Annotated in this window: 14 protein-coding genes, 2 tRNA genes and 1 pseudogene; 8 read left to right on the top strand and 9 right to left on the bottom strand. The window is 46.2% G+C overall.

Features of this window, described 5'->3' with window-relative positions:
- The first annotated feature begins 89 nt into the window (after nt 1–89).
- The 5 genes from AC6R1A_RS15065 to AC6R1A_RS15085 all read left to right on the top strand — a co-directional run bounded on the left by AC6R1A_RS15065 (nt 90) and on the right by AC6R1A_RS15085 (nt 6,321).
- Nucleotides 90–1,394: an MATE family efflux transporter gene (locus tag AC6R1A_RS15065; protein ID WP_500633351.1), complete on the top strand. Its 1,305-nt coding sequence runs from the start codon at nt 90–92 to the stop codon at nt 1,392–1,394.
- A gap of 75 nt (nt 1,395–1,469) precedes the next feature.
- Complete coding sequence (locus AC6R1A_RS15070; protein ID WP_238851735.1) at nt 1,470–2,228, top strand: ATP-binding cassette domain-containing protein; 759 nt, start codon at nt 1,470–1,472, stop codon at nt 2,226–2,228.
- 17 nt (nt 2,229–2,245) lie between these two features.
- Complete coding sequence (locus AC6R1A_RS15075; RefSeq protein WP_500633396.1) at nt 2,246–3,076, top strand: ABC transporter ATP-binding protein; 831 nt, start codon at nt 2,246–2,248, stop codon at nt 3,074–3,076.
- Nucleotides 3,066–4,580, top strand: coding sequence for an ABC transporter substrate-binding protein (locus AC6R1A_RS15080; RefSeq protein WP_500633352.1), 1,515 nt, complete (start codon nt 3,066–3,068; stop codon nt 4,578–4,580). Before AC6R1A_RS15075 ends, AC6R1A_RS15080 begins: the two co-directional genes overlap by 11 nt.
- Before the next feature lie 4 nt (nt 4,581–4,584).
- Entirely contained in the window at nt 4,585–6,321 is a 1,737-nt protein-coding gene (locus AC6R1A_RS15085; RefSeq protein WP_500633353.1) for an ABC transporter permease subunit, read from the top strand.
- Between the two features lie 926 nt (nt 6,322–7,247).
- On the opposite strand, the gene AC6R1A_RS15090 is transcribed toward AC6R1A_RS15085, so the two are convergent.
- From AC6R1A_RS15090 to AC6R1A_RS15105, 4 genes and pseudogenes are all read right to left on the bottom strand, one after another.
- Nucleotides 7,248–7,324 (bottom strand) — tRNA-Val (locus AC6R1A_RS15090).
- A 35-nt stretch (nt 7,325–7,359) separates the two neighbouring features.
- Nucleotides 7,360–7,436: transfer RNA gene (locus AC6R1A_RS15095), tRNA-Val, on the bottom strand.
- Between the two features lie 146 nt (nt 7,437–7,582).
- Nucleotides 7,583–8,080: pseudogene (locus AC6R1A_RS15100) on the bottom strand (sugar transferase); the annotation flags it as partial.
- 75 nt (nt 8,081–8,155) lie between these two features.
- Nucleotides 8,156–8,476, bottom strand: coding sequence for an STAS domain-containing protein (locus tag AC6R1A_RS15105; protein ID WP_500633354.1), 321 nt, complete (start codon nt 8,474–8,476; stop codon nt 8,156–8,158).
- Between the two features lie 284 nt (nt 8,477–8,760).
- On the opposite strand from AC6R1A_RS15105, the gene AC6R1A_RS15110 reads away from it, so the two are divergent.
- Nucleotides 8,761–9,612, top strand: coding sequence for a DNA ligase (locus AC6R1A_RS15110; protein ID WP_500633355.1), 852 nt, complete (start codon nt 8,761–8,763; stop codon nt 9,610–9,612).
- 24 nt (nt 9,613–9,636) lie between these two features.
- Here the strand turns inward: AC6R1A_RS15110 and AC6R1A_RS15115 are convergent, their stop codons facing one another.
- Both AC6R1A_RS15115 and AC6R1A_RS15120 read right to left on the bottom strand, forming a co-directional pair.
- Nucleotides 9,637–10,617, bottom strand: a complete 981-nt coding sequence (locus AC6R1A_RS15115) for a DUF3080 domain-containing protein (RefSeq protein WP_500633356.1) — start codon at nt 10,615–10,617, stop codon at nt 9,637–9,639.
- Nucleotides 10,618–10,829: 212 nt separating this feature from the next.
- The gene (locus tag AC6R1A_RS15120; protein ID WP_500633397.1) at nt 10,830–12,242 is read right to left on the bottom strand and encodes an MATE family efflux transporter; all 1,413 of its coding nucleotides are present in this window, start codon (nt 12,240–12,242) and stop codon (nt 10,830–10,832) included.
- 119 nt (nt 12,243–12,361) lie between these two features.
- On the opposite strand from AC6R1A_RS15120, the gene AC6R1A_RS15125 reads away from it, so the two are divergent.
- On the top strand, nt 12,362–12,970 hold the full coding sequence (locus AC6R1A_RS15125; protein WP_500633357.1) for a riboflavin synthase subunit alpha: 609 nt from the start codon (nt 12,362–12,364) through the stop codon (nt 12,968–12,970).
- A gap of 76 nt (nt 12,971–13,046) precedes the next feature.
- Here AC6R1A_RS15125 and AC6R1A_RS15130 read toward each other — a convergent pair whose 3' ends face one another.
- Nucleotides 13,047–13,250: a CPXCG motif-containing cysteine-rich protein gene (locus AC6R1A_RS15130; protein WP_334555318.1), complete on the bottom strand. Its 204-nt coding sequence runs from the start codon at nt 13,248–13,250 to the stop codon at nt 13,047–13,049.
- A gap of 210 nt (nt 13,251–13,460) precedes the next feature.
- On the bottom strand, nt 13,461–14,327 hold the full coding sequence (locus tag AC6R1A_RS15135) for a fructosamine kinase family protein (protein ID WP_500629807.1): 867 nt from the start codon (nt 14,325–14,327) through the stop codon (nt 13,461–13,463).
- 265 nt (nt 14,328–14,592) lie between these two features.
- On the opposite strand from AC6R1A_RS15135, the gene AC6R1A_RS15140 reads away from it, so the two are divergent.
- Nucleotides 14,593–14,937 (top strand): DUF3802 family protein, encoded by a 345-nt coding sequence (locus tag AC6R1A_RS15140; RefSeq protein WP_334555320.1) that lies wholly within the window; start codon nt 14,593–14,595, stop codon nt 14,935–14,937.
- Nucleotides 14,938–15,045: 108 nt separating this feature from the next.
- Here the strand turns inward: AC6R1A_RS15140 and AC6R1A_RS15145 are convergent, their stop codons facing one another.
- Nucleotides 15,046–15,510 carry a C40 family peptidase gene (locus AC6R1A_RS15145; RefSeq protein ID WP_500631173.1) on the bottom strand — a complete coding sequence of 155 codons (465 nt, stop codon included), beginning with the start codon at nt 15,508–15,510 and terminating at the stop codon, nt 15,046–15,048.
- Between the last annotated feature and the right edge of the window lie 45 nt (nt 15,511–15,555).

Below are 15,555 nucleotides of genomic sequence, written 5' to 3' on the forward strand. Positions count from 1 at the left end.
TATTAATATGATTTTCCCCTATGGTTCATATTAATACTTTGTTCGAATATGATAGCTGCCTCGAAAACTAGCTTACTCCTGAATCAAAGATGAACCTGACTCATAAAGACTACTTCAAGATTGCCTTCCCTTTCATTGTATCAACCGTTACGCAACCCTTGTTGGGAGCGATAGACACAGCGGTTATAGGTCAATTAGGCGTCTCAGAGCTTCTCGGTGGAGTAGCGGTTGGCACGGTGATTATGAATACCTTGTATTGGTTGTTTGGTTTCTTCCGCGTAAGCACAACAGGGCAAAGTGCGATGGCTCTGGGTAAGAATTGTCATACAGATCAAGCGAGTAGCTTATTTCGTCCGTTTGTTCTTGCCTTGTGTGTGGGGCTGTTCTTTATTGCTTTACAGTCGCTGATTTGGCGAGGCGCAGAGTGGATCATCGAGCCAGATGCCATCGTGGGAAAAAATGCCAGGACCTACTTTGACATTATGATTTTTGGTGCGCCATTTGTACTACTCAACTACACCATCATTGGCTGGTTAATGGGGCAAGCCAAAGCCAAAGTCACTCTGTTCACTCAGGTGTTTGGTAATGTGCTCAATATAGTGCTTGATGTCCTGTTTGTTGTCTATTTCGATATGGGCATTGCTGGTGTAGCAATAGCCACTCTGATCGCGCAAATTACCACGTTCGTAATTGGTGCCGCTTTGGTTGTTAAAACCTGTCAATTTTCACTATTTGATCATATTCGCATGACAAAAATGTCTAGCAAAGACCTCAAAATGATTGTCTCCTCGAATATGGATTTGTTGCTTCGCACCGTTTGTATTCTGGTGTTCTTTAACATGATGGCGCGCGTTGGCTCTCAACTTGGTTCTGATGTGTTAGCAACTAACGCGATCTTGATGCAAGTGACCTTTATTGTCAGCTACATGTTCGATGGTGTTGCGAACGCATCGAGTGTTTTTGCAGGAAAAGCGGTAGGGCAAAAGAATCCATCTCTGCTCGACAGTGTTATCAAGTTAAACACTCAGTGGACAACGGTGTTTGTTATTGTACTAACACTTATCATATTGCTGTTTAAACAGCAGATTGTGATGTTGTTTACTACGCTACCTGAATTGATTGAGCTTTATCAGGAAATGAGTCCTTGGTTGTTGGTTTTCCCATTGGTGGCGGGGTACGGTCTTACTTTCTACGGGGTCTTTACCGGAACGGGAACGACACGACCAGTACGTAACTCAAGCATTCTTACACTGGTCGTGTTCTTGGTCGTTCAGTTTATCTCTGTGCAATATTGGGGTAATCATGGACTATGGCTAGCTTTTACACTTTTCTATGTTGGGCGTTTTGTTTTATTAGTGCCATATATTGACCAAGTTAAGCAAAAATGCTTATGAGGTGAGGTTCTCTTGGCTAGATTCTCGTGGTAACATTGATATGTTATATTATTACATTATTGTGTTGTTACCTAGATGCCTCAACCTATACTTTCTGTCAATAAACTTTGCCTTGCTGATTCTAAGCGCATATTTTTCAGTGATATCTCTTTCGACCTGTGTGAAGGCGAAGTTATTGCCATTATGGGGCCGTCAGGTATTGGTAAGTCCATGCTGTCGAAAGCGGTCGCAGGGTTTTTGCCATCCGACATTTGTGTTGAAGGTAGCGTCGAACTAAACGAAGTGGAAGTCAGCGGACTAGCTATGCTGCAACGCGCGGTATTTCAACGTCCAGCCGTTATTTTTCAAGACGCTTTAAAAGCGTTGAATCCTTTGGCATCAGTAGAGCAACAGTTATGTTTAGCTCTTACTGGTAACAAAACACGGTTAAACTCAGCAAATAGAGAGACAGTCTTAACTCTGCTCACCCAATTAGGGTTTGTTGAGCCAGTTTCGATACTTAGTTTATATCCAAGCCAACTCTCTGGTGGTCAGCGGCAGAGAATTTGTATCGCAATTGCTTTACTCGGCAGTTCGAATCTCATTATCGCTGATGAACCAACCAGCGCCCTTGATCCAATAACTGAAGCTGAAATCCTCGAGTTGTTTCATACTAGCGTCAAACGGCGTGACATCAGCGGACTGCTGATAACTCATGATCTCTATTCCGCTTTGGCATGCGATAAAATACTGGTGATTGCTGATAACAGAGTGGTCGCTTACGGCGAACCGCGGCATGCCATTTCTCAAAGTCACCATCCTTTCTGCCAACAATTAGCAAAGTTACTCCCTTAACACTGTATTTGGAGCCTATTTTGAATAAGCAAGATCTGTCTATATCTGCTCAAGTCCGCTTTGAACAAGTGACTGTACAGTATTACTCCAAACCACGTTGGTTGGGCGGTAAACCATTTAAAGCGCTAGACCAATTAGACTTACTAATAGAAACCAACGATATTGCCATCGTTGGTCCGTCTGGTGCCGGTAAATCCACTTTGATTGAGTTGCTATTTGGTCTTAGACAACCTAGTTCGGGTGAGGTATATGTTTGTGGCTATCCGCTTTCTAAAAGTTCGGGTAAACAGCATCATGAATTGTGTAAACACATTCAACTGATCCCGCAAGAGCCGCAATCGAGCTTAAATCCTTATTACACGGTTCGTCAGATCCTCACTGAATCACTGAATAATATCAGTGGTCGGCAAGCGCAATACGAACAAGTAGAAAAAGTTCTTCAAGATGTCGGCTTAGATCTATCGCTTTTGGATCGTAATTCTCAGCAATTGTCTGTCGGTCAAGCACAGCGTGTTGCGATAGCGAGAGCGCTGATTGTCGAGCCATGTATTCTCGTCGCTGATGAGCCGACGAGCAGCCTTGATCCGGTTAGTCGTCAGCAGATTATTAATTTGTTTGCTGAGATACAAAAAGCCCGCCACATGCGACTTATTCTGGTCACTCATGATCTCGATGCAGCGCAGACGTTGTGTAATGACATTCTTGTTTTAGATAAGGGGCGTGTTGTTGAACATCGCGAATCGCAAAGTTTAGTAAGTAATCCAACACATTTTATAACGAAAGCGCTGCTAAGTGCTCAACACCGCAGCAATAAATTTACTATCGGAGAAGTATCCTATGCATCTTAATACTCCTAAATTAGCATTAACGCTGGTTTTAGGCTCTTTATTGACAGGTTGTTTTGATTCTGGCGAAACTCAACCAAAAGTAGAAAACGAAAAAGCAGAACAAGCGTCTGAAATTAGAATTGCGATGCTACAACCGCCAAGAACCGGACTGTCACCGCTATCAGATGATGCGTTTAAACTATCTCGTTGGAGCACAGCAGAAACACTAGTGAATCTTAGCGATAAATCTGTTGCAGAACCAATGCTAGCAACTGAGTGGAATCAGGTTGAAGACAACGTATGGCAATTCAAGATTCGCCAAGGCGTTAAGTTCCATGATGGTTCTGCTTTAGATGCCAAAGCTGTGGTTAACTCATTACAAAAAGCGTTAGATGCGGCACCTAAGCCACGTATCTTAGATGGTATCGAATGGCAAGTTAGCGAACTGGATGACTTCACGGTTGAAATCAAAACCACCTTTAATGACCCACTGTTACCAAGTCGTTTATCTAGTCCACAGCTAGCAATTTTGTCGGGCTCGGCATACAAGGAAAACGGTCGTGTTGTACCAACAAATACAGGTACAGGTCCGTTTGTGCTGACTGAAATCAATGGTACAAGCAGCGCTAAGCTAGAACGTTTTGATGGCTATTGGGGCGAAAAGGCTAAAATTGAACGCATCTTTGCTCAATATGTTCCAGATGGTTTTGCTCGAGCGGCAGCACTCCGTACCGGCGAAGCTGATGTGGTAGAAGCTGTACCTGTATCGCAAATTGCGACCATGGATCAATCCCAACTGCACGAAGTGGCGATGCCTCGTACCAATACGCTTTACTTAAACAACAAGTCGGACGTATTTAGCCAGATTGAACTACGTAAAGCAGCAACGCAAGCGGTTGACCGTGAGCAAATTGTTAAAACGGTTTATGAAAATCATGCCGATTTAGCGAAAGGCTTACTAGGTCCTGCGCTGGCCTGGGCAGAATCAGTACGACAAGACTATCCTCGTGCTGAAATGGTTGGTGAATATAAAGCGAATGGTGAAAAGATTACTATCGGTACATTTACTGATCGTGCTGAGCTGCCAGAAGTAGCGGTACTGCTTAAACAGCAATTAGAAGCGGCTGGTTTCGTGGTTGATTTAGATATCCGTGAGTATGCTCAGATTGAAAACGATGCGTTGGCGGGCAAGTTTGATGCATTCTTACTATCACGTGCAACTGTTTTGGATTCTGGTGACCCAGTTGCCTACATGCAAAGTGATTATGGCTGTAACGGCTCATTCAACTTAGGTCTTTTCTGCTCTGAAGAAGTTGATGCTGCGTTAAAACATGCTGATCGCCAGCCTTTGGGTGAATTACGTCAGAAAGCGATCATTGATGTAGAGAATAAAATTCTTGAGCAATTTGCTGCGATTCCACTTCTACACGAACGTGTTATTCAAGGCGAGAGTGCGACAGTGAAGGGGGTTCAGCGCGATCCGCGTGAGCGTCGTCTCGTTGATCAGTTTACTCAGGTAGACTAGTCAGATGGTGTTTCCTGTTTACATACGTTCAATTATGAACGCATGTATGCCTTGGCTATCTCGCATCCTTGCCCTTAGTGCAGTGGTCATATTAGTCGGATTGATGCCGGATATCGCTGGTATCGATCCTGCTCAGGCTATTTTGCGTGCGCGTGCTGGTGCAAATCAGTTATTGACTGCGGAAGCACTGCAATCCATTCGTGATGACCTGCAACTGGACCGCGGTGTTTATGAACGCTTGTGGGACTGGCTCAGATTAGCATTACAGGGAGATTTTGGCGTCTCCTGGGTGGATAGCTCGCCCGTTATGCAAAGTATTCAGCATACCGCGAAGACCTCATTATTGCTTATGATGAATGCGCTCGGTATAACCTTATTACTATGCAGCATTAGTGTGTTTTATACCGTCAATCGCTGGCAAAAGAAACGTCTTGATAATAACCACAATAGTTTGAGTTCGGTTTTGGTTTCTTTGCCTGAATACGTTGTCGCCGCACTGCTGATCTTGGTGTTTTCTATCTGGTTAGGCTGGTTTCCACCCTTTGGCTGGAACGGGGTGCACAACCTCTGGTTGCCGAGTTTAGCTCTGGCTCTGCCTGCAAGTGGGCTATTCAGTCGTTTACTCAGTGACAGCTTGAAACGAGTATTGAATGAGTCTTGGGTTATCACCTGGTTGTCTGCCAATGTTAGCAAATTGCAAATTTTGCGTTTTGCTCTGTGGCGAGCGCTGAGTAATCTCATTCCGCAAATCGCCATGATTGTGATTGGTTTGACAGGCGGTGCTGTTGCCGTTGAACAAGTCTTCTCGATCCCAGGTATTGGCCGTTTGATCTTAGGCGCTGCGAAATCCCAAGACTTGCCAGTGTTACAGGCCGGGTTATTGGTGCTTCTGGTCTTTTCTATTCTGGTCAGCAGTGTGAGTATTTTGACCCAACGCTGGTTGCTTGGTCATAGTGTTTCCAGCGGCAAACTAATCAGTAGCCACAGTACGTTCCGTTTTACGCAGAATAAAATCAAACGCGCGGTGAGCGGTACGATTATTGTTTTATTGGCGGGCTGTGTTGGCTGGGCTTTACTACGTGACCCATATCTGATTCAGTTTAGCCGTTTGGCACCACCTAGTTATGCAGCTCCATTTGGTTCGGATGCCGTTGGTCGCGATTTGTTAGCGAGAGTCGGTGGAGGGATGCTATCGACTCTGAAAATGGGTCTATTGGCGACATTTTTCTGCTTTGTAATTGGATTGCTGCTAGGGTTTGTTACACGTTTCAGCCAAGGGCTGATTGAGATAACAAAAGGCATCCCGTACATTGTCGCTGGCTTGCTCGTAGCTGGGTTGACAGGCATGAATCCAGACAGTGCGCTAATTGCCATTGTATTAGTTTCGTGGGCACCGTTAGCGGCGCACTGTTCAAGTTTGCTGATGGAAGCCAAAGCACAGCCATACACACATTTAGCGCCAACTTGGGGTACTACGCAGTGGCGCGTGCTGCGCTATTACTTACTACCTTATGTACTTCCGCCGTTAATAAGGCACGCATTACTTCGACTGCCGGTGATTACGTTAAGTTTAACCTCACTGAGTTTTATCGGCCTTGGTGTTAAGCCTCCAGAACCCGAGTGGGGCTTGTTAATTGCAGAAAACCTACCTTATATCGAGCGCGCACCCCAAGGTGTATTGCTGCCTATTCTCGGTTTGGTATTTGTTTCAATCGCGGTGAACTTAATCTTTGATGACTAACGGTTAGAAAAAGTGCTTTTGAGGCTGGATATTATCTCTAACAGTATGATATTTAGCCTTGTTCTTATCTATCAATTCTATTTCCAGAACTAATATTTTATTGTCTGGTAATACGTATTGGGGGCAGGCCTATCGGAGTTTGATAATTTGGTAGAAGTTAGTCAACGAGATATGATCATTAACTAAAATTTGATTTGGCAAATTTTTGCTATACCAGAAATTATTTGTTAAGACAGAGTGCTCAATGGGTCGTAACTCGGAATTGTCCAAAAGTGAGTTTCAAACATTGTTGTCGCTTTCGTTGGATAGCGACGTTGATTGAGCCTAAGTTTCGCTCTTTATTGTCAATATTGGATTCTGGTAGTCACAATAGTAACGTTACTTCGGAAATTAAAAAAGTCTCAAACTTTAATGTCCTCCAACAACAACCAATGCAAATGTAGACCGAGAAAACCTAACTAGTGTGCGGTTTTTTGCTTTTTACTCTATGCGGATTGATGAATATACATTCACCATCTGATCGCTATCTAAACAATACTTACCAGCCTAATATAGTTTCGCGGTTTGTCGAAAGAGCGATAAATGAGAACAACCTAAGAACCAAAATGACTCTTTGCAACTGTAATGAATGAGGTGACTTCTATATTTCAAGGACACCGAAATTGAGTCCTACAACTTTCAGTTTGGACACCGTTTTGGTCACCAAACAATTTTCATTTAGCCACCATTTTGGACACCAGATGGACACCGAGCATTTTTGTGTATTTAGTTGGTTTTTGTGGGTGAATAAATTCCGAGTTTTTATGCACTTAGCAATTGCTGGAGTAGGGTAAGAGTTTAGGATTAAATCAACACCAAGTTATAGTGATTAAATACAACAAAGCCCGCGTAATGCGGGCTTTGTGCTTGTTCTATAAGAACTAATATGGTGGATCCGGGCGAACTCGAATCGCCGACCCCCGCCATGTCAAGGCGGTACTCTAACCAACTGAGCTACGGATCCAAAATTTAATTTATTGCATGTTTATGCAAAAGGAATGGTGCGTCCGAGTGAACTCGAATCACCGACCCCCACCATGTCAAGGTGGTGCTCTAACCAACTGAGCTACGGACGCATTCCCTTGGAACGCCGAGAATATTAACCAGTCTTAATTCCCTGTGCAAGCCTAATTTCAATGATTTGAGTGCGTTTGCTTTATATCTAATCGAATTGGCGCCGTTTTAGACGCCGTTGGCGGTAAAGTGTGCATTGGGTCACGTGTTAGCGGCCTCGGCCGTTAAACATTACGCTGACGGTTTTCGTCGTGATCGCCATATCCATCAGTAACCAAGACTTCACTGACGACAAAGAGAGTGCGTAGCTGTGGTCGAATCCGACTTTACGGCGTACATCGTCGATGCAGGAGTCGTAGCCTTGGTTCACTTGCGCAAGGCCTGTGATGCCGGGCATAACGCCATAGGTGCGGTGGGCAAAGTAGGGAATAGCGGTCTCCAATTTTTGATAAAAGACTGGGCGTTCTGGGCGCGGGCCAATCAGTGACATTTCCCCTTTGATGACATTAAGCAGCTGGGGGATCTCATCAAGGCGGGTTTTTCTAAGGAAACGGCCGACAGGAGTGATGCGTGGATCGTTGTCGGTGGCCCAGACCGCGCCACTCACTTTTTCCGCGTCTTGATACATGGTACGAAATTTAATGATTTCGAACAGCGCCATTCGATCGGGGCTGGATTGACCTACTCGCAACTGCTTGTAGAGCACCGCCAAAGTACGAATTTGGGTTGCCATACCGACGCTCCTGTTTAGTTAGAGTCTTATTGCTCGGGTAGTGCGACATTAATGCAGCTTTGAATTCACAGGAATCGCCTGGCTAATGCGCAGCAGATTCATGATTTCCAGTGGCTGCCCGCTGACATTTTCAATACGCATTTGGCGATTCCGCTCGACTAAACGCTTGTACAAATACACCAGTGCACCGATGCCTGAAGAGTCGAGAAACTGCACGTCTTTAAAGTCCACTTCGATCTCCGTTTTGTTTTGATCGTCGATAATGGAGTCAATATAAGGCTGCGCACTGCGACTGCCTTCTGCGTCCATGTTGCCGTGAATAATCAGTGAAATTGTATTGACGTTGAGTTCTAGAGTTTGCATTTCCATGGTCATTCCCTCGATAAGTGTGTTGGGTTTTGTTTGGCTTATCGGTAGTAGAGCATGGAGCGTGCCAATTTTATTTCTTATATATTTTAATGAGTTAAGCTGATCTTCTGTCATTTCTCATTTTGAGAAATTCGCTTTTGTCATTTTGACAAGCAATTCAACTGCAATTGATAACGTTCTAAGTTTAGGTCAACATGAAGTGGCTCGAACGAATTTTGTTCACAGTTGCATAAGCTTGTAGGCTGAACAATGATGTGCGTAACGCTTTTACATGGATGAATGTTATGGATTTACGTTACACATTAACGGCTTTCGCCATCGTCACGGCACTGACAAGCCAAGCGAGTGAACCCACAGGTGCGGATCCCTGGCTGCAAATGCCACTCGCCAACAGTTATGATGCGAATGTCGATGTTGAGGCGTATTGGAAAAGTGAGAAACTCGATGGGATTCGAGCAATATGGACGGGTAATACCTTGCTGACTCGAAGTGGCAATCCAATCCATGCGCCAGCGTGGTTTACCGAGTCACTACCGGATTATCCAGTGGAGGGCGAGTTGTGGGCAGGGCGAGGGCGCTTTCACATCGTGCAACAGACAGTGATGGATACCACACCTCAAGACGCAGCGTGGAAACAGATCGACTTTATGCTGTTTGATTTGCCGACCTCGGCAGGCAATTATCAAAAACGCTATTACAACTTAATTGCCTTAGTCGAGACTATTGACCGGCCACACATCCGTTATGTCGAACACACGCCGATAGGCGATGAAGATGAACTGCTGCGCTACCTAGATAGTATTGATAGTGATAGCGGCGAAGGGGTAATGCTAAGAAAAATTACCAGTCGTTACCAAGCCGGTCGCAGCACGGACCTGCTCAAACTGAAAAAATATCAAGACACCGAAGCGCAAGTGCTTGGTCATAAAGTAGGTAAGGGAAAATACAAAGGCATGCTCGGCGCGCTGCTGGTCAAGCTGCCGAATGGTATAGAGTTTTACATTGGTAGCGGGTTTAACGATGAACAGCGCCGCAATCCACCACCCCTTGGCAGCACCGTCACCTTTCGCTATAACGGACTGACCCAAAATGGTGTGCCCAAGTTTGCGCGTTTTATTCGCGTCCACCAAGAGTAAGAGGTCTCACTTTCCAGCCAGCTATCAGCGAGGAGAGTCACCACACCGCGCAAACAGCTGCTGCCAATACTTAACGTGTTCTAGCGTGGCTTGGCGATACACCTGGTAGGCCGTGTCAATAGGGTACGCCGGGTCAAGAGGGACGTCAGCGAGAAAAGTGAGATGCGGTTCTAGCGCGTAGTATAGTTTGTCGTAATAGCTCAGTTCGGGTTGAATTTTCTCTATATAGATAGATTGGAATACGTTACGTAGATAGCGATACCGAGTGGTGTCACGTCCGGTGCCACACACAATCGCATCATCGTACTGATGCAACTGCTTGGTGATGGTATCAAGCCACAATGTACTGTTTTGCAGGGAAAACAGGAGATTCCCCAACCACAGTTGCTTGTCCAGCACCTCTTGATGAGGTCGGATTGGATGCGCGTATTGCCACGCAGTGCGTGGCTCTATCAATTCGGAAATGCCTGCCAAGGTTTGCAACGCACTGACAAAACGCTCATCTGGAAATCCGTTACTCGGTGAGAGCCAATCTTGAACTTGAAGTTGTTGTCGCATCGCATCGCTGGTGTAGAGCAAGTTAAACCAATGGCTGCTGAGTTGCGCCTCTTTGCTGGGTAAGAGTGTCGAGAGCGTCGATACGAGCGCAGGAGAAAGAGACTCAGCGTTGATGCAGCGTTGAATACCTCTTAATAACTCTGTTTGATAATCGAAATTGGCGAACTCGTCTTGCACTTTGCCCAGTGACGAATTTTTTTCAGCGATCAGATGAAAGAGCCCACATTTTCTCAATTCATAACTGTCGAGTAAGCCAAGGGTTGTGGCAGCGATGTCGACTCGAATGTCTGATTGCGCGGGGAGCGACCAATAAACCGCATCTGGCGGATCCAGCGCGGGTTTATCTTGAACATTAGCAACACGGCTTAAATAGTCGTCAAATCGTCCACCGGTAGAATGCGCGCCAAAGTCGCAGCCTGATAAAAGCGCGAGCCATCCTACCGCCACCAACCTCATTATGAGTGTTCGGATATGACGACCGAGGGATAGGGTCATCTTCCGTTTGTTCTTTGCTGTTTCATTGACATCATAGCGAGGAGTCATGGAATACTGTCTGGTGGTTTGATTGATAAGTTGTTACGTATGAGGCCAAGTATGGTTCAAAAAGACCAGCATGTAGCTGGTCTTAAGAAGAATACAGGTGATGAGCAAACACGTCCTTATTTCGATGCAAACTCTAACTGCAACTGTTCAGGTTGGCGGTGCATCCACTTGAGGCGCAGACCCAGCATCAAGGCAGCGGAGGACAAACCGACAATGAATCCCATCCAAAAGCCGTGTGCGCCCATGGGGTCGGTAATCCAATCGGTCATCGCGAGAATGTAACCGGTGGGTAGCCCTAATACCCAGTAGGCGATAAAGGTACGGTTAAAAATCGCAGACATGTCTTTATAGCCACGCAGCGCACCGGCAGCGACCACTTGAATCGCGTCAGTCACTTGGTAAATCGCCGCGAGTAGCAGCAGTTGCAAAGCAAGATCGATCACCGCACGGTTGTGAGTGTAGAGCAGTGCGATCTGTTCACGAAAGACGACAGTGAGGACGGCTGTGGCTAGTGACAGTGTCACTGAAACAATAATCCCGACACGAGAAGCCACTGCGGCGCCATCCACACTCTCTTCACCCAGCTTATGACCCACGCGAATACTGGTCGCAGCGCCAATGCTCATGGGCAACATAAAGACCAGCGAACTAAAGTTGATCGCCACTTGGTGAGCGGCGACGACCAAGGGCCCAAGTGGGGCAACCAACAGCGCGACGACCGCGAACAGTGTGACTTCAAAAAACATCGCGGCAGCGACAGGAAAGCCTAATTTTAACAAGCGGACTTGAGCAGCCAGCTTAGGCGCACACCACTGACCAAACACATTGATATGCGCTAAGCGTTTCGAGGTCACCACGTAGAACAGCAACATGGCAAACATGATCCAATAGACGATTGCGGTGGCAACGCCACACCCAACGCCGCCTAACGCCGGGGCGCCAAATTTACCAAAGACAAATATCCAGTTGAGAGGGATATTCAGTAAAAGCCCGAGAAAGCCAATCACCATCGCGGGTTTGGTCAACGACATGCCATCGGTAAAACTGCGTAAGGTTTGAAACAGCAAAAAGGCCGGAACGGCAAGCATCACCGCATCCATATAACCGATGGTTTTGGCCGCCATCACGGGTTCGACGTCCATTAGGCCTAAAATGGTTTGTGTTTGCAGCAACACGATCACAGTCGGCACGCTGAGTAGTAGCGCCATAATGATGCCTTGATGAATTTCAAATGGGATTTTGTGCTGACGACCAGAGCCATTGAGCTGCGCGACAACCGGCACTAACGCCATAAGCAAACCGATACCAAACAAGATGGTCGGTAGCCAGATACTGGCGGCAATCGACACCGCCGCCATATCGGTGGCACTGACAGCCCCGGCCATCACGGTATCGACGAATCCCATTCCGGTTTGAGCGACGGAGGCGATCAAGACAGGTGTGGCCAACTTGATGAGGGCTTTGGCCTCTGATTGATAACGTTGCACGGAAATCTCCAACTTACGGTCGTTATTATAATAGAAGTGAATAGTACGCTTGTGCGCGATGATAAAGAAGTGTCACACTAAGCGCCATCAAAATACGTATCAATACTGTCTTATCTTGCACACTGAGCAAGGTGAGCCCGACAAAACAGGTGGAAGTGATTATGTTTACGGGAATTGTACAAGGAACGGCGCAAGTTGTATCCATTGAAAAAAAAGAGAACTTTCAAACTCATGTGATTGCACTTTCAGAGACGATGCGAGAAGGACTGGCTATCGGCGCATCGGTCGCGCATAACGGCTGCTGCTTGACGGTCACACACATCGACGGCGCAAACATCAGTTTCGATTTAATGCAGGCGACGCTGCGTTTGACCAATCTTGGTGAGTTGAACGAGGGCGACCAAGTCAATATCGAACGGGCGGCTAAGTTTGGCGATGAAATTGGCGGTCATTCTATGTCGGGTCACATCAGTGCAGTGGCCAAGATCGTTGAGATCATTGATACGCCTAACAATCGTACTATCTGGTTTGAGTTGCCTGAAGAGTGGCTCAAATACGTATTAGCCAAAGGCTATATTGGTCTAGACGGTTGTTCGCTGACCATTGGTGAGGTTAAAGATTCGCGCTTTTCGGTGCACCTGATCCCGGAAACCATGCAGCGTACCTTGTTTGGCCGCCGTCAAGTGGGTGATTGCATCAATGTTGAGTTTGATCCGCAAACCCAAGCGATTGTGGATACCGTCGAGCGCGTATTGGCAAGTCGCACCTAACCTCGTTAGGCGATCGTGGATGACCAGTCCTGAGCGCTCGTTGCGTTCAATCCGTGCTGTGCTTTAGGCTCGAGCGTTAAAAAATCTGTTCATCATCGGCGTCGACTTGGAGCTCAACCGTATCGTGCAACTCGTCGACCATCATATTGAGATGAATCGTGTGACAACAGGCAGGGCAGTCATCATAAAAGTTTTGACTGCCATTGGACGCGTCGAGCGTAATGGCAATATGGTGCCCGCAATGAGGGCAAGAGATACGTTTTTCGGTGTATTCACGCATAACAGACTCCTTGCAACAAAACCGCCTTGGCGATGAATAAAGCATACGCTGACTTGTTGCTGTTTGACGTGAATTAAGTAAAAAATTTGACCTACTAAGGAAAAATCCCACCAAAGAAGTAGGCCGCGCAGAGTTTATCTACGCGGCCTTTTGGTTAGATTTAACGTATCTTCTCTACACGTAACGTCGAGGCGTAGAGATTAGTAAAGATCAGTAGCTGAGAATCGTGTTGATGCTTTTTTGTGCTTGCTCGAGATAGTGCCCGCCAAATTGGTTGTAGTGATTTAAGAGGTGGTAGAGGTTGTAGATCTCTTTACGCTCGGAATAACCAAGATCGAGCGGTAAAATACTTTCATAACCTTGGTAAAACTCAGGCTGAAATCCCTCAAACAACTCAGTCATGGCAATATCGCACTCGTGATCACCCCAATAGCATGCCGGATCGTAGCAAATCGGACCAAACACAGAGAGCGATGCGTTACCATGCCACAAATCACCATGAAGTAGCGAAGGGCTAGGGTGGTGATTGGCTAAGCGGTCGCGGATGACTTGGGTAAATTCATCAATATCGACCAAATTAATCCCTTTCTCTTTCATCAGTTGCAGTTGCCAACCGATACGCTGCTCTGCAAAAAAGTGGTTCCATTTTTTCGTCCACGGATTGGGTTGTAAGGTCGCGCCAATATAGTTATCGACATCAAAGCCATACTCTTTTTGTTCACCCCACTGATGCAAACGTGCCAGTTGCTGACCAAACTTGTAGCTGTTTTCGGCATCGTCGAGCGGCTTAGTCGGCAGATAGTTGAGGATAATAAAGGCGTGAGTCTTGCTTTTGCCGACGGCGATCAACTCTGGGACAAACACGGTATTGCTCTCACGCATAATACGGATGTTTTCCGCTTCAATTTCGAACTTAGGCAAAAATTCACGTGTGTTCACTTTGACGAAATAACGTTGCTCGCCATCAGAGATCATATAGCAATCACTGATATCGCCGCCGCTGATGCGTGTTTTTTCGAGGATCTCGAAATTGAACATTAGGGTATCGGAAAGGTGCTTAGAGATCGCTTGCCACATAATCTGCCCTCAACTCGTTGCTATAAATCCAGTTTAGAAGAGTTGACGCATAATTACTGGTTTCTAGTGCAAAAATTTCAATCATTTCGAGACTTTAAACGTACGATTAACGAAAGTGTGACCGTGCTCTAATCGAACAGTGAATTCCAGCTTGGTGCAAAAAATCAACATAAGCATGGATTCTTAGCCTGAATTGGTTGTGAAAGGGTAAAAAAATGACTTAGTATTACTACTGTATGGAACGACATAAGTAAGAGGGTGGATTGTGGTCGTTGACACAGATGGTTACTTAGCATTAATTGAACATTTAGCACTTAATATTGATATTTTCACAGCGGCTGATGGTGACACCGGAACAGAGAGCGTGGAAGACGTGGTGACCGATATGGTGGCAAGTAACATAATGGCCATTTTTGAGCAAAATCCTGAACTCCACTCCAGTGTCCGTTTCAAGTTACTCAAAGAAGCCGATTCTGTTGTTGAAGATTTGGGTGAAGTGTTGGCGGGCGTGTGGACCAAACCGGCGACCAATGAGCAAATTACCTTCCTTGATGAGTTTATTGCTCTGTTGAAAAACCTGTTCGATAGCGCTGTCGCCAAATACGACTAACGCAGTGATTCGAGCCTGTCGGTAGCGACAATAAATAAAACCGCCCAAATAGGGCGGTTTTGTTGTTTTGAAATGTTCAGTTTATATTGTTCTCATTAGACGCCATGCCTACGCTGGCGGCGTCTCGATGCGCCTAAAGTGCCAGAACTTCGAGGCCCAATATGGATTATCCAAGCGAGAAATGATTACGCCTTTGGACGTCGAGGCGTGCATGAATCGCTTGTTGCCCACATAAACTCCCACATGACGCACATTCCACGAGGTTTTGAAAAACGCCAAATCACCGACTTGAGCGTCTTGGTAGTCTATTTGTGCGCCGAGTTTTACCTGAGCTTTGGTTGTACGCGGAAGGCTCAATTCAAGCGCGTCGCGATAGGCTATCTGCACAAACGCCGAGCAATCAATACCAGAGTATGAGCTGCCGCCTAAACGATAGGGCACCCCCTTCCACTGCTCATAAACTTGCATAAATGACTGATTAACGGTTTGTTCGTGTGCGCTTAACGGCTGGTTAAGCGGTGCCTGCGCCGAGCGCTGTGGCGAACTGCTGCAGGCGAAAAGCGTGAGCGACATCAGTGTTGTCGCTATTGTGCTGCTGGGTATCCTTACGACTTTCTT

The sequence above is a fragment of the Vibrio sp. R10-SG3-ISO3 genome, from assembly GCF_059834225.1.

Bases quoted from the DNA above. Each gene is read 5' to 3' on its own strand.
- AC6R1A_RS15105 (WP_500633354.1), bottom strand. From the start codon at position 8,476: ATGGAAATGCAAACTCTAGAACTCAACGTCAATACAATTTCACTGATT.
- AC6R1A_RS15070 (WP_238851735.1), top strand. From the start codon at position 1,470: ATGCCTCAACCTATACTTTCTGTCAATAAACTTTGCCTTGCTGATTCT.
- AC6R1A_RS15080 (WP_500633352.1), top strand. From the start codon at position 3,066: ATGCATCTTAATACTCCTAAATTAGCATTAACGCTGGTTTTAGGCTCT.
- AC6R1A_RS15125 (WP_500633357.1), top strand. From the start codon at position 12,362: ATGTTTACGGGAATTGTACAAGGAACGGCGCAAGTTGTATCCATTGAA.
- AC6R1A_RS15085 (WP_500633353.1), top strand. From the start codon at position 4,585: ATGGTGTTTCCTGTTTACATACGTTCAATTATGAACGCATGTATGCCT.
- AC6R1A_RS15065 (WP_500633351.1), top strand. From the start codon at position 90: ATGAACCTGACTCATAAAGACTACTTCAAGATTGCCTTCCCTTTCATT.
- AC6R1A_RS15145 (WP_500631173.1), bottom strand. From the start codon at position 15,510: ATGTCGCTCACGCTTTTCGCCTGCAGCAGTTCGCCACAGCGCTCGGCG.
- AC6R1A_RS15130 (WP_334555318.1), bottom strand. From the start codon at position 13,250: ATGCGTGAATACACCGAAAAACGTATCTCTTGCCCTCATTGCGGGCAC.
- AC6R1A_RS15135 (WP_500629807.1), bottom strand. From the start codon at position 14,327: ATGTGGCAAGCGATCTCTAAGCACCTTTCCGATACCCTAATGTTCAAT.
- AC6R1A_RS15110 (WP_500633355.1), top strand. From the start codon at position 8,761: ATGGATTTACGTTACACATTAACGGCTTTCGCCATCGTCACGGCACTG.